This window comes from Modestobacter marinus, from assembly GCF_011758655.1.
Classification (GTDB): Bacteria; Actinomycetota; Actinomycetes; order Mycobacteriales; family Geodermatophilaceae; genus Modestobacter; species Modestobacter marinus.
Map to the genome: position 1 here is coordinate 1,203,545 of NZ_JAAMPA010000001.1, position 23,286 is coordinate 1,226,830.

Annotated in this window: 25 protein-coding genes; 18 read left to right on the forward strand and 7 right to left on the reverse strand. The window is 74.7% G+C overall.

The genetic code is table 11. From position 1 onward, the window contains the following. Positions 1-124: 124 nt before the first annotated feature. Together FB380_RS05635 and FB380_RS05640 are read right to left on the reverse strand one after the other, a co-directional pair. The gene (locus tag FB380_RS05635; RefSeq protein WP_341800155.1) at positions 125-898 is read right to left on the reverse strand and encodes a response regulator transcription factor; all 774 of its coding nucleotides are present in this window, start codon (positions 896-898) and stop codon (positions 125-127) included. A 176-nt stretch (positions 899-1,074) separates the two neighbouring features. Continuing rightward, complete coding sequence (locus FB380_RS05640) at positions 1,075-1,866, reverse strand: LuxR C-terminal-related transcriptional regulator (RefSeq protein ID WP_166754221.1); 792 nt, start codon at positions 1,864-1,866, stop codon at positions 1,075-1,077. A 380-nt stretch (positions 1,867-2,246) separates the two neighbouring features. On the opposite strand from FB380_RS05640, the gene FB380_RS05645 reads away from it, so the two are divergent. The 11 genes from FB380_RS05645 (at position 2,247) to FB380_RS05695 (ending at position 13,611) form a co-directional block, all read left to right on the forward strand. Then, on the forward strand, positions 2,247-2,573 hold the full coding sequence (locus FB380_RS05645; protein ID WP_166754222.1) for a TcmI family type II polyketide cyclase: 327 nt from the start codon (positions 2,247-2,249) through the stop codon (positions 2,571-2,573). Positions 2,574-2,604: 31 nt separating this feature from the next. Further along, positions 2,605-4,341 (forward strand): acetyl-CoA carboxylase carboxyltransferase subunit alpha/beta, encoded by a 1,737-nt coding sequence (gene accA / locus FB380_RS05650; RefSeq protein ID WP_166754223.1) that lies wholly within the window; start codon positions 2,605-2,607, stop codon positions 4,339-4,341. A gap of 2 nt (positions 4,342-4,343) precedes the next feature. Further along, complete coding sequence (locus FB380_RS05655) at positions 4,344-4,868, forward strand: acetyl-CoA carboxylase biotin carboxyl carrier protein (protein WP_229681867.1); 525 nt, start codon at positions 4,344-4,346, stop codon at positions 4,866-4,868. Next, positions 4,865-6,352: an acetyl-CoA carboxylase biotin carboxylase subunit gene (locus FB380_RS05660; protein WP_166754224.1), complete on the forward strand. Its 1,488-nt coding sequence runs from the start codon at positions 4,865-4,867 to the stop codon at positions 6,350-6,352. Before FB380_RS05655 ends, FB380_RS05660 begins: the two co-directional genes overlap by 4 nt. Next, positions 6,352-6,621: an acyl carrier protein gene (locus FB380_RS05665; RefSeq protein WP_208382766.1), complete on the forward strand. Its 270-nt coding sequence runs from the start codon at positions 6,352-6,354 to the stop codon at positions 6,619-6,621. Before FB380_RS05660 ends, FB380_RS05665 begins: the two co-directional genes overlap by 1 nt. Positions 6,622-6,722: 101 nt before the next feature. Further along, entirely contained in the window at positions 6,723-7,217 is a 495-nt protein-coding gene (locus FB380_RS05670; RefSeq protein ID WP_166754225.1) for an SRPBCC family protein, read from the forward strand. After that, a complete protein-coding gene (locus FB380_RS05675) occupies positions 7,214-8,188 on the forward strand; it encodes an ACP S-malonyltransferase (RefSeq protein WP_166754226.1) in 975 nt (324 codons plus the stop codon). Before FB380_RS05670 ends, FB380_RS05675 begins: the two co-directional genes overlap by 4 nt. Beyond that, complete coding sequence (locus tag FB380_RS05680) at positions 8,185-8,637, forward strand: cupin domain-containing protein (RefSeq protein ID WP_166754227.1); 453 nt, start codon at positions 8,185-8,187, stop codon at positions 8,635-8,637. The genes FB380_RS05675 and FB380_RS05680 overlap by 4 nt, the downstream gene beginning before the upstream one ends. Next, positions 8,634-9,938 carry a beta-ketoacyl-[acyl-carrier-protein] synthase family protein gene (locus FB380_RS05685; protein WP_308422983.1) on the forward strand — a complete coding sequence of 435 codons (1,305 nt, stop codon included), beginning with the start codon at positions 8,634-8,636 and terminating at the stop codon, positions 9,936-9,938. Before FB380_RS05680 ends, FB380_RS05685 begins: the two co-directional genes overlap by 4 nt. Further along, complete coding sequence (locus FB380_RS05690; RefSeq protein ID WP_166754228.1) at positions 9,935-11,176, forward strand: beta-ketoacyl synthase N-terminal-like domain-containing protein; 1,242 nt, start codon at positions 9,935-9,937, stop codon at positions 11,174-11,176. The genes FB380_RS05685 and FB380_RS05690 overlap by 4 nt, the downstream gene beginning before the upstream one ends. Then, entirely contained in the window at positions 11,173-13,611 is a 2,439-nt protein-coding gene (locus FB380_RS05695) for an FAD-dependent oxidoreductase (protein WP_208382767.1), read from the forward strand. Before FB380_RS05690 ends, FB380_RS05695 begins: the two co-directional genes overlap by 4 nt. Before the next feature lie 19 nt (positions 13,612-13,630). On the opposite strand, the gene FB380_RS05700 is transcribed toward FB380_RS05695, so the two are convergent. Then, positions 13,631-13,855 carry a helix-hairpin-helix domain-containing protein gene (locus FB380_RS05700; protein ID WP_229681744.1) on the reverse strand — a complete coding sequence of 75 codons (225 nt, stop codon included), beginning with the start codon at positions 13,853-13,855 and terminating at the stop codon, positions 13,631-13,633. Between the two features lie 48 nt (positions 13,856-13,903). Here FB380_RS05700 and FB380_RS05705 point away from each other — a divergent pair, with 48 nt between their 5' ends. The 4 genes from FB380_RS05705 (at position 13,904) to FB380_RS05720 (ending at position 18,878) form a co-directional block, all read left to right on the forward strand. Further along, complete coding sequence (locus FB380_RS05705) at positions 13,904-15,967, forward strand: hydantoinase/oxoprolinase family protein (RefSeq protein ID WP_166754229.1); 2,064 nt, start codon at positions 13,904-13,906, stop codon at positions 15,965-15,967. Next, positions 15,964-17,847, forward strand: a complete 1,884-nt coding sequence (locus FB380_RS05710) for a hydantoinase B/oxoprolinase family protein (protein ID WP_166754230.1) — start codon at positions 15,964-15,966, stop codon at positions 17,845-17,847. The genes FB380_RS05705 and FB380_RS05710 overlap by 4 nt, the downstream gene beginning before the upstream one ends. Before the next feature lie 148 nt (positions 17,848-17,995). Beyond that, positions 17,996-18,148: a hypothetical protein gene (locus FB380_RS05715; protein ID WP_166754231.1), complete on the forward strand. Its 153-nt coding sequence runs from the start codon at positions 17,996-17,998 to the stop codon at positions 18,146-18,148. Between the two features lie 208 nt (positions 18,149-18,356). Next, positions 18,357-18,878: a hypothetical protein gene (locus FB380_RS05720; RefSeq protein ID WP_166754232.1), complete on the forward strand. Its 522-nt coding sequence runs from the start codon at positions 18,357-18,359 to the stop codon at positions 18,876-18,878. 63 nt (positions 18,879-18,941) lie between these two features. Here the strand turns inward: FB380_RS05720 and FB380_RS05725 are convergent, their stop codons facing one another. After that, positions 18,942-19,421 (reverse strand): DnaJ family domain-containing protein, encoded by a 480-nt coding sequence (locus FB380_RS05725; RefSeq protein ID WP_166754233.1) that lies wholly within the window; start codon positions 19,419-19,421, stop codon positions 18,942-18,944. A 39-nt stretch (positions 19,422-19,460) separates the two neighbouring features. Between FB380_RS05725 and FB380_RS05730 the strand changes: the two genes are divergently transcribed. The 3 genes from FB380_RS05730 to FB380_RS05740 all read left to right on the forward strand — a co-directional run bounded on the left by FB380_RS05730 (position 19,461) and on the right by FB380_RS05740 (position 20,723). Next, entirely contained in the window at positions 19,461-20,000 is a 540-nt protein-coding gene (locus FB380_RS05730) for an NUDIX domain-containing protein (RefSeq protein ID WP_166754234.1), read from the forward strand. A gap of 29 nt (positions 20,001-20,029) precedes the next feature. Continuing rightward, positions 20,030-20,425, forward strand: a complete 396-nt coding sequence (locus tag FB380_RS05735; RefSeq protein ID WP_166754235.1) for an STAS domain-containing protein — start codon at positions 20,030-20,032, stop codon at positions 20,423-20,425. 88 nt (positions 20,426-20,513) lie between these two features. Beyond that, positions 20,514-20,723, forward strand: a complete 210-nt coding sequence (locus tag FB380_RS05740; RefSeq protein ID WP_166754236.1) for a hypothetical protein — start codon at positions 20,514-20,516, stop codon at positions 20,721-20,723. A gap of 71 nt (positions 20,724-20,794) precedes the next feature. On the opposite strand, the gene FB380_RS05745 is transcribed toward FB380_RS05740, so the two are convergent. The 3 genes from FB380_RS05745 to FB380_RS05755 all read right to left on the reverse strand — a co-directional run bounded on the left by FB380_RS05745 (position 20,795) and on the right by FB380_RS05755 (position 23,209). After that, on the reverse strand, positions 20,795-21,376 hold the full coding sequence (locus FB380_RS05745) for a MarR family winged helix-turn-helix transcriptional regulator (protein ID WP_229681745.1): 582 nt from the start codon (positions 21,374-21,376) through the stop codon (positions 20,795-20,797). Further along, positions 21,373-22,221 (reverse strand): SDR family oxidoreductase, encoded by an 849-nt coding sequence (locus FB380_RS05750; protein WP_166754237.1) that lies wholly within the window; start codon positions 22,219-22,221, stop codon positions 21,373-21,375. The genes FB380_RS05745 and FB380_RS05750 overlap by 4 nt, the downstream gene beginning before the upstream one ends. A gap of 76 nt (positions 22,222-22,297) precedes the next feature. After that, positions 22,298-23,209 carry a sensor histidine kinase gene (locus FB380_RS05755; protein WP_166754238.1) on the reverse strand — a complete coding sequence of 304 codons (912 nt, stop codon included), beginning with the start codon at positions 23,207-23,209 and terminating at the stop codon, positions 22,298-22,300. Between the last annotated feature and the right edge of the window lie 77 nt (positions 23,210-23,286).

Consider the following 23,286-nt stretch of genomic DNA (forward strand, 5'->3'; position numbering starts at 1 on the left):
TCGGCTCGGCCCCGGCTCGGTCCGGGTCCGGCTCGGTCCGGGTCCGGCTCGGTCCGGGCCCGGCTCGGTCCGGGTCCGGCGGCGCGCAGCCCGCCGCCGGGGACCGCCCCGGGGCGGTCCCCGGTCAGGCCGCCGGGGCGTCCTCTCGGTTGACCAGGATGGCCAGCTGCGTCCGGGTGCGGACGTCCAGCCGGCGCATCACCGCCGTCAGGTGGCTCTTCACCGTCGCCGAGCTGAGGAACAGCCGGCCGGCGATCTCCTCGTTGCTCAGCCCCTGCGCCACCAGCTCGGCCACCTCGCGCTGGCGCTCGGTCAGCCGGTCGAGGGCCCGGGCCACCATGGTCTGGCTGGGCACCTCCCCGGTCAGGTGCCGCACGAGCTGCCTGGTCACGGCGGCGTCCAGGACGGGTTCCTGGCGGGCGAGGGCGCGGACCGCGTCGACCAGCCGCTGGGCAGCCGAACGACGGGGCAGGAACCCGCGGACCCCGCACTGCAGGACGTCCATGAGGCCGGCCCGCCCCCCGCCACCGCTCTCGGCCAGCACGAGCACGCCCACCCCGCGCTGGCACAGGTCGCGCAGCAACGGCAGCGTGGCGCTGCCGACCAGGCTCTGCCGGACGACCACGACCCGGGTGCCGGGGCCGTCGGCGACCGCGTCGACCTCCATGAGGTCGGCGGTCTCGGCGACGACCGCGATGTCGGGCTGGGACTCGAAGATCGCCCGCAGCCCGAGCCGGAACACCTCCTGGTCCTCGCACAACAGCACCTGGACCAGGGGCCGTGGCGGCCGCCGGGCGCAGGGTCCGAGGTCGGGCCGGGGTGCCGGGGTGTCCGGCGCGGCCGCCACGTCGTGCAGCAGCGCCCGCAGGCCCGGCGGTTCGGCGGGCCGGAGACGCACGTCCCCGTGCCCCGGATCGGTCCCTACGTCGGTAAGGCTCATGCGAACTCCCCCTGATGCCCGCGCAACGACAGCTCCGGCTCGCCGCGAGGGACTGACGGGGCTGCGGTGACAGAACGGTAACGGACAATCGAGTTCCTGTGTCGGTTTCTGTCCACAGAACTCACAGCAGGCGCTCAGGCCTGCAGGTCCCCGGCCGCGCGGTGGAAGTGGATCGCCAGCTGGGTGCGGTCCCGCAGCCCCAGCCGGCGCAGGGCCACCGTGATGTGCCCCTTGACGGTCGCCCGGCTGACGTCGAGCCGGGCGGCGATCTCCGCGTTCGTCAGCCCCTCGGCGACCAGCCGCGAGACGGCCATCTGCCGGGCGGTCAGCACCCCGCTGTACGACGTCCGCTGCCCGTCCGCCTGCCGCGGGGCGTCGTCGAGCCGGTGCAGCAGCTCGCCGGTGGCCGCCGCGTCCAGCACCACCTCGCCGCGGGCGACCGCCCGGACCCCGTCGACGAGCCGCTGGGGGCTGACCGTGGTGTGCACGTAGCCGCACGCACCGGCCTGCAGCGCGTCGACCAGGTCGCTCCCCGCCCCGGGTTCACCGAGCAGGACCACCCGGACCCCCAGCCCGCTCAGCGCGCGCACCAGGTCGGCCACCACCGGCCCCCACGACCCCAGCCCCACCACGGTGACGTCGGGCCGGAGCCGGGCGGCGAGGGCGAGGGCATCGGTCGCCGACCCCACGTCGGCGACCACGCGCAGGTCGGTCGCCCGGAGCAGCACCGCCCGCAGACCCCGCCGGAGCACCTCGTGGTCGTCACAGATGAGCACCCGGAAGGGGGCACCGTCGCCCTCCCGGACGCCGCCGTCACCGAGGGGGGCGCCCTGGCGGCCGTCGGGCGCACCGTCGCCGGCCGGCCGGGTGGACCCGCCGGCGGGCAGCACCTCACGGGCCGTGCCGATGTACGGGTCGCCGACCATCCCTGTCAACTCCGCTCGAGGACGGGCGCGAGGCTCCACCCGCCTGGTTCTCACCGGCCTCGGAAGCTAGGGGATGACGCACGGTGAGCGCCACCGACTCGGGCGCGTTGTCACCGAACGCACCGACGGTTCATACCCAGGTCGTGGTCCCCCCGGCTCCAGGCGCACGACCCGACCGCGCCGGGCGGTGGAGGTGACCGACGGCGGACGGGCCACCCCGGGCGTCCGGACGGGCCCGCCCCCCTCCTCCCGGTGGGGGTGGCGCGCCACCCACGCCCTCGGGTGCGGCTGCAGAACCGCCCGTGCGGCCGATGCCCGCCGGTCCGGCGCGGCCCTAGCGTTCCGCCTCGTCAGCCGGTCCCGAACTCGCAGGAGCAGCCGTGCACGAGACGATGATCATCGCGAAGATGGACCCGGCCGACGCCGACGACGTCGCCGCCGTCTTCGGTCGCTACGACGCGACCTCGATGCCCCACGAGATCGGGGTGACGCACCGGTCGCTGTTCCGGTTCCACGGCATCTACGTGCACCTGATCGGCTTCGACCGGCCCCCGGCGGAGTCCATGCAGATCGCCCAGTCGCTGCCGGCCTTCCGCGCGGTGAGCGAGGACCTCAAGCCCTACATCGAGGCGTACAGCCCGACCTGGCGCTCACCGCAGGACGCGATGGCCCAGCGCTTCTACCACTGGACGTCCTCGCCCGAGTGAGGCGAGCGGCTCACACGGTTGAGAGGCCGACATGACACGTTCCTCGATGACGACGCCCGGGGTGTCGGTACCGCCGGCACCGGCGGACTGGACCTCCTGCCCCTCCTGCGGCTGGCTGCTGTACCGCAAGCGACTCGAGCGTGACCTGCACGTCTGCCCGGAGTGCGACGCGCACCTCCGGCTCGGCGCCCGGGCCCGCATCGACCAGCTCGTCGACGCCGGCAGCTTCACCGAGACCGTCTTCCCGGAGCGCGAGGCGGACCCGCTGGACTTCACCGACCTGCGCCCCTACCCCGACCGGCTGCGCGACGCCGCGAGCCGGTCCGGGGAGTCCGAGGCGGTCGTCGCGGGGGTGGCCACCATCGGCGGCACCCCGGTGGCGCTGGCCGTCATGGACTTCGGCTTCCTCGGCGGGAGCATGGGCGTGGAGGTCGGGCGCCGGGTGAGCGGCGCCGCCGCACTGGCGCTCGAGCGCGGGCTACCGCTGCTGGCCGTGTGCGCCAGCGGCGGGGCGCGGATGCAGGAGGGCGTCTTCTCGCTCTTCCAGATGGCCCGGGTGAGCGAGGCCTTCGGCCGGCTCCGCGAGGCGGGCCTGTTCTCCGTCTGCGTGCTCACCGACCCCACCTACGGGGGCGTGTCCGCCTCCTTCGCCACCCTCGCGTCGGTGCTGGTCGGCGAGCGCGGGGCGCACGTGGGGTTCGCCGGCCCGCGGGTCGTCCAGGAGACGATCCGGGCCGAGCTGCCCCGCGACTTCCAGACCGCGGAGTTCCTGCTGGCCCACGGCCTGGTCGACCGGGTCGAGAGCCGGGCCGAGCTGCGGCCGCTGCTGGTGCGCCTGCTGGCCCTGCACGCCCCGGACCGGCCGCGGGGAGCGGTCGAGGACGAGGACGAGGCGGAGCCGGTCGTCCCCGACACCGCGCCGGTCCCGGACAGCGACCCGTGGGAGGTCGTCCAGCGGGCCCGGGTCGTCGACCGGCCGACCACGCTGGACTACCTGCACACCGCCTTCGACGACTTCGTCGAGCTGCACGGCGACCGCGCCTACGGCGACGACCCGGCCCTGGTCGGCGGGGTGGCCTCGATCGGCGGTCACTCCGTCGTCGTCCTCGGTCACGAGAAGGGGCACTCGGTCCGCGAGCGGGTGGCGCACGAGTTCGGCATGCCGCACCCGGAGGGCTACCGCAAGGCACTGCGGCTGCTCGGGCACGCGGAGGTGCACGGGCTGCCCGTCGTCACGCTCGTCGACACCCCCGGCGCCCACCCGGGCCCGGAGGCCGAGGAGCACGGCCAGTCCCACGCGATCGCCGAGATCATCATGCGCAGCAGCCGGCTGCGCGTCCCGGTGGTCTCGGTGGTGACCGGGGAGGGCGGCAGCGGCGGCGCACTGGCGCTGTGCACCTCCGACCGGCTGCTGGTGCTGGAGAACGCCTACCTGTCGGTGATCAGCCCCGAGGGCTGCGCGGCCATCCTGTGGCGGACGGCCACCGCGGCGCCGACCGCGGCGCGCGCCATGCGCCTGGGCGCCGCGCACCTGCACCGGTCCGGCATCGCCACCTCCGTGGTCGCCGAGCCACCGGGCGGCGCGCACACCGATCCCGCGGCCGCGGCCCGGCTGCTCCGCGCGGCGCTCCGCCGGGAACTGGACGAGCTCGCCGGCCACGACGTCGACACCCTGCTGGCGGCCCGGTCACGGCGGTTCTCCCGGATCGACGTCGACGACGAACGGCCGGTACGGGCGCTCCAGCCCGTCCAGCCGGTGGAGCGTTGACCGTGCGCCCCGGGGAGCTCGCCCAGCGAGCCGAGGTGACCGGCCCGACCACCGGTGAGGACGACGAGGTGCGCTCGCTGCGGGAGGACGTGCTGCAGCTGGCCCGCAGCCTCCCCGGGGACCTGCGCCGGCTCACCGTGCGCAGCGGGGACAGCTCGATCGAGATCGAGTGGGCCGCCGAGGACCGCCCGCCGGCCGACGGGGCCGGCGTCCCCGGCCCGCGCAGCCTCGCCCTGGCCGCGGACCCCGCCCCCGGCCCGGAGGTGCCGACGGACCTCACCGCCGTCCACGCCCCCCTGGTCGGCACCTTCTACGCGGCGCCGGCGCCGGAGGCCGGGCCCTTCGTCCGGGTCGGTGACGAGGTCGAGGCCGGCCAGACGCTCGGGATCGTCGAGGCGATGAAGCTGATGAACCCGATCGTCGCCGACGAGGCCGGCGTGGTCGCCGAGGTCGTCGTCGGGGACGCCGAGTCGGTCGAGTACGGGCAGGTGCTGATGTACCTGCGCTCCGCCGGGGACCCCCGGTGATCAGCCGGCTGCTCATCGCCAACCGCGGTGAGATCGCCGTCCGGATCGCGCGGGCCTGCCGGGAGCTCGGCATCGAGGTGGTGGCCGCCTGCTCCACCCCCGACCGGTACTCCGCGGTCGCGGAGATGGCCGACGAGGCCGTCACCATCGGCCCGGCCGCGCCAAGGCACAGCTACCTGCACGTGCCCAACCTCATCGAGGCGGCGCTGCGCACCGGCGCCGACGCCGTCCACCCCGGCTACGGCTTCCTCTCCGAGGACCCCGACTTCGCCGAGATCTGCGACAAGGAGGGGCTCACCTTCGTCGGCCCGCCGCCGGCGGTCATGCAGCAGATGGGCAACAAGGCCACCGCCCGGCGGCTGATGGCCGACGCCGGCCTGCCGCTGCTCCCCGGGGTCGTCGAGCCGGTCCGGACGGCGGAGGAGGGCCGCGCCATCGCCGACGAGATCGGCTACCCGGTGATCATCAAGGCCGTCGCCGGCGGTGGTGGCCGCGGGATGACGGTGGTGACCTCGCCCGGGGACTTCGCCGAGGCCTTCACCAGCACCCGCGCGGTCGCCCGGGCGGTGTTCCGCGACCCGACGGTCTACGTGGAGCGCTACCTCACCCGGGCCCGGCACGTCGAGGTGCAGGTGCTGTGCGACGCCCACGGCTCGGGGATCTCCCTCGGCGAGCGGGACTGCTCGCTCCAGCGCCGGCACCAGAAGCTGCTGGAGGAGGGCCCGGCCGGCCACCTCTCCCCCGAGAGGCGGGAGGAGCTGGGCACCCTGGCCGTGCGCGGCGCGCTGTCGGTCGGCTTCACCGGGGCCGGCACCATGGAGTTCCTCGTCGACGAGGCCGGCGCGTACTTCATGGAGATGAACGCGCGGATCCAGGTCGAGCACCCGGTCACCGAGATGCTCACCGGCGTCGACCTGGTCCGCGAGCAGCTGCTGGCCGCCGGCGGCCGCCGGCTGCACCTGCGCCAGGAGGACGTCGTCCCGCGCGGGGCGGCGATCGAGTGCCGGATCAACGCCGAGGACCCCACCCGCGGCTTCGCCCCCGCCCCCGGGCACCTCGACGAGCTGCGCCCGCCGGGCGGCCCCTGGACCCGGTTCGACACCGGCTACCGCCAGGGCGACGACGTCAGCCCGCACTACGACTCGCTGCTCGGCAAGCTCGTCGTCTGGGCGCCCGACCGGGACCAGGCGATCCGGCGGATGGACCGGGCGCTGGCCGAGCTGCGGGTCGAGGGCCCCGGCGTGCGCACCACCGTCGGGCTGCACCGGGCCCTGCTGCGCCACCCCGACGTGCGCGCCGACTCCCACGACATCGAGTTCCTCGACCGGGCGCTCCCCGACCTGCTCGTGCAGACCGCGGCCCTCGCCGAGAGCTCCGCCACCGGGCTGCCCGTCGCGCACGGCCCCCTCCAACTCGTCCCGGCCCCCGAGCAGCACCGGCCGGGCCCGCCCGTCCCCGCCCAACCCCTGGAAGGAACACCCTGATGTCCGCAGCCCCGCTGTCCTCCGCCCCGTTCACCCTCGCCGCCCTGATGGACCTGCTGCAGGCGAAGGCCGGCCTCCCGCCGGAGTCGCGCACCACCGACCCCGACGCCCACTTCTCCGACATCGGCCTGGACTCGCTGGCCTTCCTCTCGATGCAGACGGAGCTGCACGACCGCTTCGGCACCGAGATGCCCGACGACGACGCGGAGCGCTACACCCTCGGCGACATCGTCGAGCGGGTCTCCGCAGCGCAGTCCCAGCCCGCCTGACGACGGGCCCCGTCCTCCGCACGCCCCGCGCCCTCGGCGCGGGCCCCCGGACGGGGCCGGACCCCACACCACCACATCCACCCCACCGCCGGAGGACCCAGATGAGCACGCCCGAGAACGACGGCCCGACCATCGGCCACACCGACAACTCGATCTTCATCGACGCCGGCATCGACCACGTCTGGAAGATGACCAACGACCTGCCGACGTGGCCGGACCTCTTCACCGAGTACGCCGAGGTGGAGGTGCTCGCGCAGACCGGCTCGACCTTCCGGTTCCGGCTGAAGATGCACCCGGACGAGAGCGGCCGCGTCTGGAGCTGGGTCTCCGAACGCACCTTGGACGAGGAGCGCCACGAGGTGGTGGCGCACCGGGTCGAACCGGGCCCGTTCGAGTTCATGGACATCCGGTGGAGCTACGCCGAGGAGGGCACGGGCACCCGGATGCGGTGGGTGCAGGACTTCCGGATGCGCCCAGAGGCGCCCATCGACACCGCCGGGATGACCGAGCGGATCGACGGCAACAGCAAGATCCAGATGGCGGTCATCCGGGACAAGGTCGAGGCCGCCGCCCGCCATCCGGAGCCGGCGCGGTGACCGCCCCGGTCACCGGGGCGGCCGTCGTCCTCCCGGGCGAGTGGACGGCCGTCCCCGGTGCCCTGGAGGCGTGGCTGCCCGACCCGGCCGCCCGCGAGGTCGCGGCCGAGGCCTCCGACGTGCTGGGCCGGGACGTCGTCGAGTGGTGGGGTGACCCGCTCAACCTGCACGACCCGGCGGTCGCCCACCTCGCGGCGCTCGTCATCGGGGTGGCGGGGTGGCGGAGCCTCACCGCCGCCGGACTGCAGCCGGTCGCCGTCGCCGGGCACGGCGTCGGCGAGTACGCGGCGCTGGTGGCCGCCGGCGCGCTCCGGCTGGACCAGGTGGTCGACCTCGTCGACTGCCGGGCGGAGATGCTGGCCCACTCCCCGCGCCCGTCGTCCGCGGGCATGGCCGCCGTCGTCGGGCCGGGCGCCCGCGAGGTCGCCCACGCGGTGGTCGCGGACCTGGGCACCAGCTCCGGCCTGGCGATCGCCGCGTACGACGGCCCGGCCCAGGTGGTGCTGTCGGGCTGGTGCCCGGAGCTGGCCCAGGCCCGGGAGGGCGTCGCCGCCGCCGGCCTGGACCTGGTCCGGCTGCCGGGGCGGGCCGCCGCCCACGGCCCGCTGGTGCAGTCGATCGCCGAGCGCCTGGCGCCCACGCTCGACGAGCTGGACTGGTCCGTCCCGGACGTGCCCGTCCTGTCCGACGTCGACGCCCGGCCCTCCCGCGACCCGGAGCACCTGGCCCGGTGCCTGCACCGGCACCTCACGTCGCCGGTGCAGTGGGAGGCCATCGCGCACGCCCTGGTGGCCGACGCGGGGGCGACCTGGGTCGTCGAGGTCGGCGCCGTCCCGACCCTGGGGCCGCTGATCCGCCAGGTCCACCCCGACCTCCCCGTCCACCTGGCCACCGGACCGGGCGTGCCCGGCCGGCCGGCCCGTCCCGCAGCCGCGCTCACCGGCGCGGCCCCCAGCAGAGGAGAGAGATGACCACCGTCCAGCAGCCCCCGGCCACCATCCAGCACCCCACGACGAAGGTGCGGTGCGGGCCCACCGTGTCCCGCGCGGACGCTCCGCCCAACCGCCGGCGGGGCGGTGACATCCGGGTGCTGCTGTCGCCGACCAGCGTGGGCGCCACCGCCGGGTTCATGGGCACCCTGACCCTCGAGCCGGGGGAGGTCGTCACCGAGCACTGGCACCCGTACTCGGAGGAGTTCCTCTACTGCGTCTCCGGCGACGTGCTGCTGACGCTGGACGGCGAGGAGCGCCGGCTGGGCGGCGAGTCGGCGGTGCACATCCCGATCGGGGTGCGGCACCGGATCGTCAACGACGGCACGGAGGCGGCGTTCTTCGTCTTCCTGGCCGGCCCGCTGGCACCGCGTCCCGAGCTGGGCCACGTCGACACCGAGCCCTCGCCGGGCTCCATGGGCGTCCGGTGAGCACCCCGATGGCGCCGAACGGGGGCCGCCGGGTGGTCATCACCGGGATCGGCGTGGTCGCCCCCGGCTCGATGGGCCGCGAGGGCTTCTGGGAGATGATCACCGCCGGCCGGACGGCGACCCGGCGGATCACCTTCTTCGACCCCAGCCGGTTCCGTTCCCAGGTCGCCGCCGAGGTCGACTTCGACGGGCGGGCGCAGGGCCTGACCGCGCACGAGGTCTTCCGCAACGACCGCTTCGTGCAGATGGCGATGGTCGCCGCCGACGAGGCGGTCGCCGACAGCGGGCTGGCGTTCGGCGGCGGCGTCGAGGGCCCCGACCCCGACCGGGTGGGCGTCGTCCTGGGCAGTGCGGTCGGGGCCACCATGCGGCTGGAGGACGAGTACGTCGCGGTCAGCGACGCGGGCACCCACTGGCTGGTCGACCCCCGGTACGCCTCGCGGTTCCTGCACCACGCGCTGGTGCCCAGCTGCGGGGCCACCGAGCTGGCGGTCCGCTTCGGCGCCTCGGGGCCGGCCACCGTGGTCTCCACCGGCTGCACGTCCGGCATCGACGCGGTCGGGTACGGCAGCCAGCTGATCGAGGACGGCGACGCCGACATCGTCATCGCCGGGGCCAGCGACGCCCCCATCTCGCCGATCTCGATGGCCTGCTTCGACACCATCCGGGCGACCACCGGCAACAACGACGACCCGGCACACGCCGCCCGGCCCTTCGACGCCCGCCGCGACGGGTTCGTGATGGGCGAGGGGTCCGCGGTGCTGATCCTGGAGGAGCTCGAGCACGCCCGCCGCCGGGGCGCGGAGGTGTACTGCGAGGTCAGCGGCTACGCCAACCGGTGCAACGCCCACCACATGACCGGGCTGCGGCCGGACGGGGTGGAGATGGCCGAGGCGATCCGGCTGGCCCTGGGGCAGGGCCGGATCGACGCCGACGAGGTGGGCTACGTCAACGCGCACGGCTCGGGCACCAAGCAGAACGACCGGCACGAGACGGCCGCGGTGAAGCTCAGCCTCGGCCCGACCGCCCACCAGGTCTCGATGAGCTCGATCAAGTCGATGATCGGCCACTCGCTGGGCGCGATCGGCTCGATCGAGATCGCCGCCACCGCGCTGGCGGTGCAGCGCGGCGTGGTGCCGCCGACCGCCAACTACGAGGTCCCCGACCCCGAGTGCGACCTGGACTACGTGCCCAACACCGCGCGGGAGCAGAAGGTCGACGTCGCGCTCTCGGTGGGCAGCGGGTTCGGCGGCTTCCAGTCCGCGATCGTGCTGGCCCACCCGACGAGGAGGACCCCATGACGGCACTGGTCGTGACCGGGATCGGCGTGGTGGCGCCGACCGGGGTGGGCGTGGAGGCGCACTGGTCCTCCCTGGTGCGGGGCGAACCGGCCATCCGGCCGATCGTCGGCTTCGACCCGGCCCAGTACGGCGTCTCCCTCGCCGGGCAGGTGACCGACTTCGTCCCGGCCGACCACGTGGACCCCCGGCTGATGGTGCAGACCGACCGCTGGACGTGGATGTCGCTGGCGGCGGCCACCCTGGCGGCGCAGGACGCCGGGTACTCCCCGCCGGAGGACGCCTACGCGACCTCGGTGTTCCTGGCCGCGGGCTCCGGCGGCAACGAGTTCAGCCAGCACGAGATCCAGGGGCTGTGGGCCAAGGGGCCGAAGTCGGTCGGGGCCTACCAGTCGATCGCCTGGTTCTACGCGGCCAGCACCGGCCAGATCTCCATCCGGGACGGCTACAAGGGGCCCTCCGGCGTCGTGGTGAGCGAGGGCGCCGGCGGGCTGGACAGCATCGGCTGGGCCCGCCGCGTCGTCCGGCGCGGCACCCCGGCGGTGCTGGTCGGGGGCACCGAGGCCGGGGTGACCCCCTACGCCCTGCTCTGCCAGGCGACCAGCGGGCGGCTGTCCACGGCGACGGCGCCCGAGGACGCCTACAAGCCCTTCGACCGGCGGGCCTCCGGCCACGTCGTCGGCGAGGGCGGGGCGATCCTGCTGGTGGAGGACCCCGCCGCCGCCCGGGCCCGTGGGGTGGAGAAGGTCTGGGGCGAGGTCGTCGGTCACGGCGCCACGCACGACGCCCACCACCACGCCGACGCCGCGCCCGACGCCCGGCAGTACGCCCGGGCCATCCAGCTCTCCCTCACCGACGCCGGGATCACCCCGGACGAGGTGGACCTGGTCCTCGCCGAGGGGGCCGGGGTGCCGGAGCTGGACGCGCTGGAGCTCGAGGCGCTGCAGCGGGTCTTCGGTGGGCGGGCCGTCCCGGTCCCGGTGACCGCGCCGTCGTCCTTCACCGGACGGCTGATGGCCGGGGGCTCGGCGCTCAACGTGGCCACCGCCCTGCTGGCCATGCGGGACGGGATCGTGCCCGGCACCGCGTACCTCGACGACCCCGTCGACGCCCCCGGCCTCGACCTGGTCCAGCACAGCCGTGCCCAGCAGGTGGGGACGGTCGTCGTCCTCGCCCGGGGGTTCGGCGGCTTCAACAGCAGCCTGGTGCTGCGCCGGCCCACCGAGGAGAGGACGTCATGACGACGTTGGAGGACCCCGCCACCGCCACCCCCACCGCCGGGGAGCCGGGTGGCGCGGTCCGCACCCTGCTGCGGATGCGGGTGCGGGAGGGCTGCGAGGAGCAGTTCGAGGAGGCCTGGCGCACGGCGGCGGTCCAGATCGCCGGGGAGCCGGGCAACATCCGGCAGGAGCTGATGCGCGACGCCGAGGACGCGCGCACCTTCCTGATCGTCGGCGAGTGGGCCGACCGGGCGGCCGCCGACGCGTTCGGCCGGTCCGCCGCCCGGGAGGCGCTGACCGCGTCGCTGCGGGAGCTGCGGGAGGACGCCGACCGCAGCACCTACGAGGTCCGGTACGGCATCGCCGGCGGCGAGCAGGCCTCGCACGTCCGGGTGGACATCAGCACCCGGGTGGCCCCGGGCGAGGAGGAGGCGTTCGAGCGGGCGTACGCCGTCGTCACCGACCGGCTGCGCGGGACGCCGGGCCTGATCCGGGAGGAGCTGCTCCGGGAACCCGGGTCGGACCTGTACCACATCTTCGCCGAGTGGGAGTCCGACGAGGACTTCCGCAACTGGGTGGACGACCCCTCGCACGCCGACCAGAGCGGGCCGCTGATCCGCTGGCTGTCGGTCTTCTTCGAGCGGAAGCTCTACGAGATCCGCTTCCGCCCGCAGGAGGCCGGGGTCCGCGGCGTCCGGGCCACCCGTCCGGCTCCTGCCCCGGCCGCGCCGGAGACCGCCGGCCTGCCGACGCCCCGGGCCGAGCCGGCGGTCGCGCCGGCTCCCCCACCGGCGGAGGCCCCGACCCGCACCGCGTGCGAGGTGCTGGTGGTCGGCGCGGGCCCGACCGGGCTGACCGCGGCGATCGAGCTGGCCCGGCGGGGGATCGCCGTCCGGGTGGTGGACAAGCGCAGCCAGCCCGCCACCCAGGCGGACAAGGCGATCGGCGTGCACTGCCGGACGATGGAGATCTGGGAGGACCAGGGCATCGTCACCGAGGCGATGGACGCCGGCAGCTGGCTGCACGGGCAGACGGTGTTCGTCAACGGCCAGCAGACCCACCAGGTCGACTGGTCCGGCCTGGAGGAACTGCCCTACGCCCACCTCGGGCTGCCGCAGTACGAGACCGAGCGGATCCTCATCGCCCGGCTCACCTCCCTCGGCGTCCCGGTCGACCGGGGCGTGGAGCTCACCGGCTTCACCCAGGACGACGACGGCGTCACCGCCGAGCTCGTCGACGCCGCGGGCACCCGGTCGAGCACCCGGGCGCAGTACCTGATCGGCGCGGACGGCTCCGGCAGCGTCGTCCGGGAGCAGCTCGGGCTCACCTTCGACGGCGGCCTGTCGATGTTCCCGCAGCTGTTCATGCTCGGGGACGTCGACGTCGACTGGGAGATGCCGCCGGGGCACCTGGTGCGCTGGGTGCGGATCGAGGAGGACGGCGACTTCACCGGGATGCTGGTCTGCGTGCCGCTCAAGGGCCACAACCGGTACCGGGTGGCGACGCTGGCGCCGCAGCGGCTGCAGAAGACGATCGGCAGCGGGGTCGTGCCGCCCGGGTTCTGGAAGGAGTACGACCCGCCGGGGCTGGCCGACATCCAGGCCGCGATCGACGACCTCGGCCCGGCCGGGACGACGGCGAGCAACCTGCGCTGGTCGTCGATCTTCCGGGTCAAGCACGGCATCGTCGACCGGTACCGCACCGGCCGGGTGTTCGTCGCCGGGGACGCCGCCCACCTGCACCCGCCCGCCGGGGGGCAGGGGATGAACACCGGCATCCAGGACGCCTGGAACCTGTCCTGGAAGGTGGCCCTCGCCGTCCGCGGGCAGGCCTCCGCCGGCCTGCTGGACAGCTACGACGCCGAGCGCCGGCCCGCCGGCAAGGCCATCGTCGACCGCGCCGTGGCCGTCGCGTTCACCGACGAGATGGACATGGACGACGAGCGGGCCCAGTTCCTGCTCGAGATGCAGATGACGATGAACTACGCCGGCAGCCCGCTGGTCGGCGAGGCCGCCGGCGGGGTCGGGTTCACCGGCGGACCGCTGCCCGGCCACCGGGCACCGGACGTGCTGGGGCTCCGCCGGTTCGGCGTCGCGCACGACCTGCGGCTGTTCGACCTGACCCGGGGCACCCACGCGACCCTGCTGCTGTCGGCGGGCGACGGGGTCGGGGCCGACGAGCTGCGCGGCCTGGAGGAGCTGGCCGGGACGATCCGGGACACCACCGGGGGTCAGGTGCGCGCGTACCTGATCGCCGGCCCGGACGTCGCCGTCCCGCCGCTGGTCGACCTGCCGGTGCTCCGGGATGCGCGCGGCGCCTTCGCCGCCGCCTACGGCACGGCCGGTGCTGGGACGGCGGCGTACGTGGTGCGGCCGGACGGGCACGTGGGGTTCCGGACCCGGCCGGTGAGCGAGCAGGCGCTGCGTGAGCACCTGGCGGGGGTGTTCACCGGCTGAGGTCTCGACGGGCGAGGTCTCATCGGTTGAGGTCGAGGCCCCGTGCGGTGAGCGCCTGACGCAGCAGGCCCACCGCGCGGGGCCCGACCCCGTGCAGCGCCGACAGCTCCGCCTCGGTCAGCGAGGTCAGCTGGTCCAGTCGCGTGATGCCCGCGCCGGCGAGCGCGCGGCGGGCCGGTGCGCCGATCGGGGGCAGGTCGTCGTCGGTCATGCCGTGGAGACCGCCGGGAGACGCAGACTTCATCGGCGGCACCTTCCCCGCCGAGGTATCTCAGCACTAAGGTACTTCGACATGAGCTCTCGCCGGGTCCGCATCGGGATCGACACGGGCGGCACCTTCACCGACGTCGTCGCCGTCGACGAGGAGACCGGGGAGGTCTCGACGACGAAGACACCGTCCACGCCGGGCGACCCGGCCGACGGCTTCCTCGCCGGCGTGCAGAAGGTGCTGGGCCAGCTCGGCCTGGACGGGTCGTCGGTGACCGCGGTCAGCCACGGGACGACGGTCGCCACCAACCAGCTGCTCGAGGGCAAGCTGGACCGGATCGGTTTCGTCACGACCGAGGGCTACGGCTCGGTGCTGGAGATCGCCCGGCAGTCGGTGCCCGACGGCTACGGCAACAGCTACTTCTGGGTCAAGCCGCCGCGGATCGTGCCGGCCGACCTGGTCCGCACCGTGCGCGGCCGGCTCGACGTCAGCGGCGCCGAGGTCCGGCCCTTCGACACCGACGACGCCGTCGCGGCCGCCCGGTTCTTCCGGGACGCCGGGATCACCACGATCGGTGTCTGCTTCCTGCACGCCTACGCGAACGACGCGCACGAGCGGGCGATGCTCGACGTGCTCCACGTGGAACATCCCGACGCCGTGGTCTCGATCAGCTCCCAGGTGCTGCGCGAGTACCGGGAGTACGAGCGTTCGGTGACCACGCTGGTCGACGCCGCGGTGAAGCCCCGGGTCGGCGCCTACGTGACCAACATCCGCCGGCGGCTCGACGAGATCGCCCCGGGCGTGCCCTTCTACGTGATGAAGAGCAACGGCGGGGTGCTCTCGGCCGCCGAGGTGGTGCACCAGCCGATCACCACGATGCTCTCCGGCCCCGCCGCCGGCGCCCTGGGTGCCGCCCTGATCGCCGGCACCGCCGGGTTCGACCGCGTGCTCACCTGCGACGGCGGCGGCACCTCCACCGACGTCACCGTGGTCATCGACGGTGAGCCGACGCTGACCACCGAGGGCTCGGTCGGCGACTACCCGTCCAAGATCCCGATGATCGACGTCGTCACCGTCGGCGCCGGCGGCGGCTCGATCGCCTGGCTGTCGCCCGAGGGCACGCTCAAGGTGGGTCCGAAGTCGGCCGGCGCCGACCCGGGGCCGATCTGCTACGACAACGGGGGCGAGCAGCCCACCGTCACCGACGCGCACGTCGTCCTCGGCCGGATCCCCCCGCACCTGCTGGGCGGGGAGATCCCGCTGTCGGTCGACGCGGCCCGCGCCGGGCTGGCGCGGCTCGGCGGCGAGCTGGGCCTGACCGTGGAGGCGCTGGCCAGCGGGATCCTGGAGATCTCGGCGTGGAACCAGGCCAACGCGCTGCGCCAGGTCACCGTCGCCCGCGGCCTCGACGTCCGCGACTTCACCCTCACCACCTTCGGCGGCTCGGGCTCCCTGCTGGCCTGCCGGCTGATGGACGTGCTGGGCCTGCCGCGCACCCTGGTGCCGCCGAACCCGGGCAACGTCAGCGCCTTCGGGCTGCTCACCGTCGACGTCCGCAACGACTACGTGCAGACGATGGTCGCCCGGCACGCCGACGTCTCCCCCGCCGCCCTGGCCACCGCCTTCGCCGACCTGGAGGGCCAGGCCGAGGTCGCCCTGGACGGCGAGGGCTTCCCGCGCGGTGAGCAGCGGATGCAGCGCACCGCCGACCTGCGCTACGTCGGGCAGGCGTTCGAGGTGCGGGTGCCGGTCGCCGAGGGCGAGCTCGACGACGCGGCCATCGAGGCCGTCGCCACCGCCTTCCACGCCGCGCACCGCCAGCTCTACGGCTACGACTTCGCCACCGACCCGCGCCAGGCGGTGGAGTGGGTGAACCTGCGGGTCAGCGGGATCGGGCCGATCCGCCGTCCGGAGATCGTCGAGCCGGCGCCGTCCGGCCGGGACGCCCGCCGCGGTACCCGCCCGGTGTTCTTCGACGAGTGGGTCGAGGCGCCGCTGTACTGGCGGCCCGACCTCTCCCCCGGCGACGTCGTCGCCGGCCCGGCGATCGTCGAGGAGTTCGGCTCCACCGTCCCGGTGCACCCGGGCTTCACCGCCACCGTCGACCGCTTCGGCAACCTGCTGCTCACCCGAGAGGACGCCCGATGAACCAGGGCAGAAATGGCCATTTCCGCCCGGGGGACGCCGACCCGGTGCTGGTGGAGATCGTCGCCGGGACGCTGGCCGCGATCGAGAAGGAGGTGGAGACGTCGATCGGGCGGACCTCCCGCTCGCCGATGATCCGCGACGCGCACGACTTCCGGGCCGGCATCCACGACCGCCGGCTGCGCAAGCTCACCGGCCGCTCGTACTCCGCGCTGGTGCAGCCGGTGGTGCGCGACCACCCGATCCCGACGATGAACCCGGGCGACGTCTTCTTCCACAACGACGTCTACCTCTCCGAGGGCGGGATCGGCCACCTGCCCGACCTGTGCGTCACGGTGCCGGTCTTCGCCGACGTCGAGGGGGCCCCGACGGTCGTCGCCTTCGTCCAGGCGTTCGGCCACCACGACGACATCGGCGGCGCGGTGCCCGGCTCCATGCCGTCGGCGGCCACCAGCGTGTTCGAGGAGGGCCTGATGGTCCCGCCGATCAAGCTGTGGGACCGCGGCGTGCGCAACGACGCCGCCCTGACGATCATGACCCGCAACTCGCGGATGCCCGACTCGCTCGCCGCCGACCTCGACGCCGAGTGCTCCGCGTGCCTGGCCGGGGCACGTCGCCTCGGCGAGCTGTTCGACCGCTACGGCGTCGACGCGGTCGAGGCCTGCTTCGAGTCGATCCTGAGCAGCTCCACCGAGGTCTACCGGCGGGAGATCCTGTCCCAGATCCCGGACGGCAGCTACGTGTGGGAGGACTACGCCGAGCACGACGGCGTCGACGAGCCCCAGCTGCACCGGCAGCGGATCACGCTGACCATGGACTCCACCAAGGACGTCCCGCTGGTCATCGACTTCACCGGCACCGGCCCGCAGGCCAAGGGCCCGATCAACCACTGCGGCGACTACGCCGACGGCAACTTCCTGAAGAAGTGGCTGGCGCCGATCCTGCGCAACCTGGCCGAGTCGCCGGAGCGGATGGCGCAGCTGGACGTCAACGAGGGCGTCGTCCCGCTGATCGAGATGCGGTTCCCGGAGAAGGGCACCCTGCTCACCCCGATCTTCCCGGCGCCCACGAACGCCCGGACGTTCGTGATCCTGCGGCTGCTCGGCGTCCTCGCCGGGGTGCTGGCCAAGGCCACCGGCGGCCGGATGCCCGCCGACCAGGAGACGATCCGCTACACCGGCGTGTACGGCACCGACGCAAACGGCGAGCCGTACCTGATGCGCGAGGTGCTGGGCGGTGGCTCCGGCGGGCGGTACTACGCCGACGGCGAGGACACCATCCACGTCGTCCCGGACTCCCGGAACCTGCCCACGGAGTTCACCGAGTCCCGGTTCCCGCTGCGGATCGAGCGGCTCGCGCTGGCGGTGGACTCCGGCGGCCCGGGCCGGTACCGCGGCGGCTGCGGCTACGAGAAGGACATCCGGGTGCTCCGCGACGCCCACTTCATGTCCATCGCCGACCGCTCGATCCTGTCCTGCTGGGGCGTGAAGGGCGGCAAGGCCGGGCGGCCGTTCTCCATCACCGTCGACCCGGGCGGCCCCGACGAGCACGAGGTCGACGCGCTGGCCGACGCCGAGCCGCTGCGCGCCGGCACCGTCGTGCGGGTGCGGACGACGGGCGGCGGAGGCTGGGGCGACCCGCTGGACCGGCCGGTCGAGGAGGTCCTGCGGGACATCTCCTGGCACAAGGTCAGCGTCGCGGGCGCCCGGGCGGACTACGGCGTGGTGGTCCGGGACGACGGCACGGCCGACGAGCCGGCGACGGCGCAGCTGCGCGAGGAGCTCCGCGCCGCCCGCCCGGAGGTCGAGCCGTTCTTCGACCGCGGCCCCGGCTACGCCCTGCTCTCCGGCGGTGAGTCGCACAACGAGTTCGACCTGCTCTGACGGAGGACCCCGCTGCCGGCACCACACACACTCCTGACGGGGGGCGCCTGCAGCGGGGTCGGGTGAGTAGTGCTCTGGCCTGGCTGGTGCACCAGAGCACCACTCCTGCCAGGTGGCTGTCCCCGACCGGCCGGGGCAGGCTCGGAGCATGAGCGACCCCGACCAGGACGACGCCCCCAACCTGCACCCCGGCCAGTACGACGAGGGCGGCACCGGTGGCATGGCCACCCGGGAACTGCAGGCCCGCCACTCCGACGACGACCACGGGGACGACGAGCGCGGGGACGACGAGCGCGACTGAGGGCGGGCTCGCCGCAGCCGTCCCGGCCGGGCACCGGGCAGGCCGGGTCCCGTCCGTCGTCCTGGCGGACACGTGCCGGTCGGCCGCGTCCGTCACGTGTTGGCGTCGAGTTCCCGCGCTCGGGCATGGCACGGCCGACTCGGGCAATGACCGTGGTGACCGAGTCCTGCGGCGGCGCTCCCGTGCCCGCCTGACGAGAGGAACCACCGTGCAGCAGACCCGTCCCATCGCGAAGCTCGTCCTCGCCGGCGCCGTGGGCCTCGCGCCCCTCACCCTGGTCGCCTGCAGCGACAAGGGCCCCGACGGGGTGTGGAGCGCCGGGGACCTCCTGGACGAAGAGGGTGTCGAGGCCGACGCCGGGGTCGATGCCGGGGTCTTCAACGGCAGCTACGACTCCGGGTTCTACGAGCAGTCGGACCAGTTCGTGGGCGAGGAGGTGACCGTGTCGGCGACGGTGGAGGAGATCTACGACCCGAACTCCTTCGCCATCGGCGGCATCGAGGAGACCGACGCCGAACCGCTGCTCGTCGTCGGCTCCGACATCGCGGGTGTCCTCGAGGACGGGCAGGTCCTCCTCGTCACCGGGACCGTGCAGAGCGGGTTCGACGAGGCCGCGGTCGAGGAGGAGCAGGGCTTCGACCTGCCCGACGGCGAGTACACCGACTTCGCCGGCCAGGACTACATCGTCGCGGAGAGCGTCGACATCCAGGTCCCGGCCGAGGAGGAGTGACCTCACCGTGGGCCCCGCACGAGGGGCCCACGCCGGCTGGTGGCGGGTGAGCCGGACCGGTCGTCAGGCCGCCCGCCGCCGGAGCCACCGCCGCCGGCGCGGCGAGGGCACCGGCAGCTCGGGTGCGGGGAGGGCCGGCGGACGGTCGAGCCGCCACTGGGCGACCATCTCCTGGACGTCGGGCATGCCGACCGGGATCCACGGGCCCTCGACCGGCTGCCGGTAGTACCGGTCGACCCGGGCGACGTGCGCCTCGACCACCGCCCGGGCCAGCTCCTCGGTGGGCTGCCGGGCGACCCGGGCCGGCAGCTCCTCGCGCTCCTTCCGCAGCGCCAGCCCGGTGGGCAGCATCGCGGCGACGTCGGCCTCCTCCCGGCGGGCCCACTCCAGCGCCCACTCGTAGGTCGACTTCTCCCGGTCCCGCCGGGGCAGCGGCTTCCCGGCGCCGCTCAGGCCCTCGAGGTCCCCCCGCTCGCGGGCCTGCACGATCTGGTGCTCGACCCAGCTCTCGAACGACACGCCTTGCGGCTTGCGTTCCGTCATCGGCGTCCTCCTCCACGCTCCTCTGCCAGTCTCTGCCCCATGCGGACGACGAGCACCCGTGAGGTCTACCGGAACCCGTGGCTCACGCTGCGCGAGGACGCCATCGAGCTGGACGACGGCTCGCCGAGCGTCTACTCCGTCGTCGAGCGGCCCGACTTCGGCCTGGTGATCGCTGCCGAGCGGGACGGGTTCTGGCTGGTCGAGCAGTTCCGCCACCCGCTGGGCCGCCGCTCCTGGGAGTTCCCGCAGGGCACCTGGCCGGCGGGCGGGGCCGGGACGGCGGAGGAGCTGGCCCGCGCCGAGCTGGCCGAGGAGACCGGACTGCGGGCCGCCCGGCTGAGCCACCTCGGGCACCTGGACCTGGCACCGGGCCTCGCGACCCAGGAGTTCGACGTCTGGCTGGCCGGCGACCTGACCCCCGGCCCCACCGCCCGTGAGGCGACCGAGGCCGACATGCGCACGGCGTTCGTGACCGAGGCCGAGTTCCGGGCGATGGTGCGCGACGGCCGGTTCACCGACGGGCCCTCGCTGGCCGCCTACGGCCTGCTGCTCCTCGCCCGGGCCGCGGCGCAGGAGTGAACTGGGCCACCGACGGGAACCGGGGAGCCATGGACGAACCTGCTCCGGACGTCGAGGTCACGGTCACCGCGCACGACGCGGAGTCCGCCGAGATCGCCGTCGTCGGTGAACTGACCGAGCACGCCCGCCGCCCGCTGGTGCGCGAGATGACCGACCTGATGCTGGCCGGCCCCACGCTCAAGCAGATCCGGCTCGACCTGTGCGAGGTCACCTTCATGAACTCCGCCGGGCTGGCGACGCTGGTGCAGGTGCAGCGGATGGCCCAGCCCCGGGGCATCGACACCACGCTCGTGGTGCACTCCGCCGTCGTCGCCCGGCCCCTGCAGCTCAGCGGCCTGTGGCGGCGCTTCACCATCGTCGACCGCCGCGAGGGACACCCGGAGGACGTCCACGAGGCCACTCCGCACGGCCACGACCACAGCTGACCGCGCCGCAGCCCGGCAGCGGCGAGTTTCCGGCAGGCGACACCGGGCACCCCCTCCAGGTCATCAGCACCCCGAGCCAGGAGGTCTCATGCTCAGCTCCGCCCGCCCCCGGACCGTGCGCCGCACGTTCGCCGCGTTCGCCATCGTCGCCACGTCACTGACGACCGCGGCCTGCGGAGACGACGTCGTCGACGACGGCGTCGAGCAGAACGTGGAGCAGGGTGTCGACGAGGTCGAGGAGGGCGTCGACGACGCCGAGCAGGAGGTCGACGAGGAGGTCGGCGACACCGAGAACTGACCGCCGGCCCGGCCGCCCGGCCCGGGGCCCAGCGGCCGACCAGCCGCTCGGGCCCGGGCCGGGCGGGCCGGTCAGCTGGGGTCGGGCGTGCCGCCGGGCACGCGCCCGAGGCTGATCAGCCAGCGGCGCAGCAGGTCGGCCAGCAGCGTGCGCTCCTCGGGCGAGAGAGCTGCCAGCATGCCGTGTTCGGTGTCGAGGTGGTCGGGCAGCGCGGCGTCCAGCGCCGTCCGCCCGGCATCGGTCAGCGTGACCACCACGGCGCGCCCGTCGGCCTCGCTCCGGCCACGGGTGATCAAGCCCTTCTCCTCCAGCCGGTCCAGCCGCTGGGTGATGGCGCCGGAGGTGACCAGGGCGGTGCGCATCAGCGCGGTCGGGGTCAGCTGGTAAGGCTCCCCGGCCCGCCGCAGCGCCGCGAGCACGTCGAAGGACGGCGCGTCGAGCCCGTGCCGGGCGAAGGTGGCCCGCTGCGCGAGGAAGACCTCCCGCTGCAGCTGGCTGATCCGGCCGATCACGCCCATCGGGGAGCAGTCCAGGTCCGGCCGCTCCTGCGCCCACTGCGCCAGGATCACGTCCATCGCGTCCCCGGCCGCCCCCTCGCCCGCGGCCCCCTCGCCGTCCTGGGCGCGACTCGGGTCGTCCAGCAGGTCGCTCACGGAGCCTCCTCGCCCGGTCGCGGCTGACCGGCGAGGTGGTCGGCGAACGTGCGCGGCGGGCGGCCGAGCAGGTCGGTGAGCACCCGCGGGCTGCCGACGAAGCCGTGCGCCCGGTAGTGGTCGAACATGGTGCGCTGGCAGCGGGCCGCGTAGCCGGTGGGCACCTCGCCCCCGGGGACGACGTCGTCGGCGACGACCTCGTCGCCGAGCCAGGCACCGATCAGCTCGGCCAGCCGCGGTGCGGTGAGCGCCTCCGGGCCGGCCGCCTCGAAGGTCCCGCCGTCCAGGCCGTCCTCGGTGAGCAGCACGGCGGCGGCGTCGGCCACGTCCCGCAGGTCGACCATGGACTGCGCCGTCCGCAGGCCCCAGAAGCTGCGGAGCACCCCGCTGGTCTGCGCCGACGCGAGCTGGCTGTCCAGGTTGTCGGCGTAGGAGCAGGGCTGGAGGACCCGCCAGGACGGCAGCCCGCTCGAGTCCAGGGCCTCCTCGGCGCGGTCCTTGCCCGCGTGGTGGGGCATCACCCGCAGCTGGGGCCGCATCACCGAGTGGTAGACCATCCGCGGCAGGCCGGCCCGGCGGGCCTCGGCGAACAGGGCCGCCGCGCCCTCGGCCTCGTCGGGGTCGAAGTTCGGCCAGATCAGGTACATGGCGTCCGCACCCCGGAACACCGACGACCAGGCCATCGGCGCGGACAGCTCGGCGACGACGACCTCGGCACCGAGGTCGGTCAGCTCCGGCCGGGGGCCCCGCCGGGAGACCACGGCGCGCACCGGCTCGCCCCGGGCGCGGAGGGCCCGCACGACCGCCGTTCCCGTGGGCCCACCGGCCGCAGTCACCACGATCATCGGGACATCTTAGTTCTGAAGGACCCGGTCGGGCAGTTCCCGTGCGGGTGGCGACCCGGAGGACGGAGGCCGCTGCTCAGTGCAGCGGTGAGCTCAGCCGGACCGTCAGGCCGCCGGGCCCGGGGACCAGGTCGACGTGGTCCCAGAGCTTGCGGGCCAGCCACAGGCCCATCCCGCCCCGGGAGAGGTCGTCCCCGTGTGCGGGCTGGAAGCCGGCCAGCGGGTCGGCGAACCCCGCGCCGCGGTCGCTGATGGTGCAGACCACCCGGTCGGGCGAGGCCCACACCCGGGCCGACACCGGCGGCGTGCCGTGCCGGAACGCGTTGGCCGCGATCTCGCTGACCGCCAGGTGCAGGTCACCGACCTGCTCCCGGTCGGGCACGCAGGTGGCCAGCACCGCGGCCAGCTGGTGCCGCAGGGGAGCCAGCTCCTCGGCACCGTCGACGGCGAAGAGGGGCGGCCCGTCCTCCATCGGCTCGCGCGGCAGCGGCAGCGCCGGCAGGTACTGCGCCGGCGGCAGGTAGCCAGCGCTCGCCACCCGCACGCCGTCGAGGAGGAGGTGGGGGTGGGTCTGCCCGGCGCTCGCGACGACCTCGGCGGACAGCTGCCGCTGGTCGTAGAAGCACAACGCGTCCAGCGGGGAGCCGGCGAGCAGGTCGTTGACCACCGACTCGTACCGCTGCCCCTCCCGCCACGTGCGGGGATCGGGACCGAACTCCGGTGCGCCCAGGACCCGGAGCGAGCCCGACGGCGATGCGGCGGCCCGGTCGAGCAACCGACGGGTGGCGACGACGGCGTCCGGGGCCCGGGCGCCGCGCAGCGCGACCCGGGGATCGCTGAGGAGCTCGGTGTCCGGGGCCCCGACCGCCGAGCGCAGCAGCTCGGCGGTCTCCTCGGCGCAGGACAGGACGGTCACGTCGCCGGCGGCGAGGCCGGCCTCCAGCCACGGGACGACCACGTCGAGCAGCCCGTCGTCGGAGCCGACCACGACTGCCGTGTGCCCGCGTCCGCCGGGGCAGGCGTCGTCCCGCACGCGCTCGACCGAGCGCACGGGACGAGCTCCGG

Excerpts from the sequence above, each read along its gene's own strand:
- FB380_RS05640 (WP_166754221.1), bottom strand. The coding sequence starts at position 1,866 with ATGGTCGGCGACCCGTACATCGGCACGGCCCGTGAGGTGCTGCCCGCC.
- accA (WP_166754223.1), top strand. The coding sequence starts at position 2,605 with ATGACACGTTCCTCGATGACGACGCCCGGGGTGTCGGTACCGCCGGCA.
- FB380_RS05665 (WP_208382766.1), top strand. The coding sequence starts at position 6,352 with ATGTCCGCAGCCCCGCTGTCCTCCGCCCCGTTCACCCTCGCCGCCCTG.
- FB380_RS05670 (WP_166754225.1), top strand. The coding sequence starts at position 6,723 with ATGAGCACGCCCGAGAACGACGGCCCGACCATCGGCCACACCGACAAC.
- FB380_RS05680 (WP_166754227.1), top strand. The coding sequence starts at position 8,185 with ATGACCACCGTCCAGCAGCCCCCGGCCACCATCCAGCACCCCACGACG.
- FB380_RS05690 (WP_166754228.1), top strand. The coding sequence starts at position 9,935 with ATGACGGCACTGGTCGTGACCGGGATCGGCGTGGTGGCGCCGACCGGG.
- FB380_RS05695 (WP_208382767.1), top strand. The coding sequence starts at position 11,173 with ATGACGACGTTGGAGGACCCCGCCACCGCCACCCCCACCGCCGGGGAG.
- FB380_RS05700 (WP_229681744.1), bottom strand. The coding sequence starts at position 13,855 with ATGAAGTCTGCGTCTCCCGGCGGTCTCCACGGCATGACCGACGACGAC.
- FB380_RS05705 (WP_166754229.1), top strand. The coding sequence starts at position 13,904 with ATGAGCTCTCGCCGGGTCCGCATCGGGATCGACACGGGCGGCACCTTC.
- FB380_RS05710 (WP_166754230.1), top strand. The coding sequence starts at position 15,964 with ATGAACCAGGGCAGAAATGGCCATTTCCGCCCGGGGGACGCCGACCCG.
- FB380_RS05715 (WP_166754231.1), top strand. The coding sequence starts at position 17,996 with ATGAGCGACCCCGACCAGGACGACGCCCCCAACCTGCACCCCGGCCAG.
- FB380_RS05725 (WP_166754233.1), bottom strand. The coding sequence starts at position 19,421 with ATGACGGAACGCAAGCCGCAAGGCGTGTCGTTCGAGAGCTGGGTCGAG.
- FB380_RS05730 (WP_166754234.1), top strand. The coding sequence starts at position 19,461 with ATGCGGACGACGAGCACCCGTGAGGTCTACCGGAACCCGTGGCTCACG.
- FB380_RS05735 (WP_166754235.1), top strand. The coding sequence starts at position 20,030 with ATGGACGAACCTGCTCCGGACGTCGAGGTCACGGTCACCGCGCACGAC.
- FB380_RS05740 (WP_166754236.1), top strand. The coding sequence starts at position 20,514 with ATGCTCAGCTCCGCCCGCCCCCGGACCGTGCGCCGCACGTTCGCCGCG.
- FB380_RS05750 (WP_166754237.1), bottom strand. The coding sequence starts at position 22,221 with ATGATCGTGGTGACTGCGGCCGGTGGGCCCACGGGAACGGCGGTCGTG.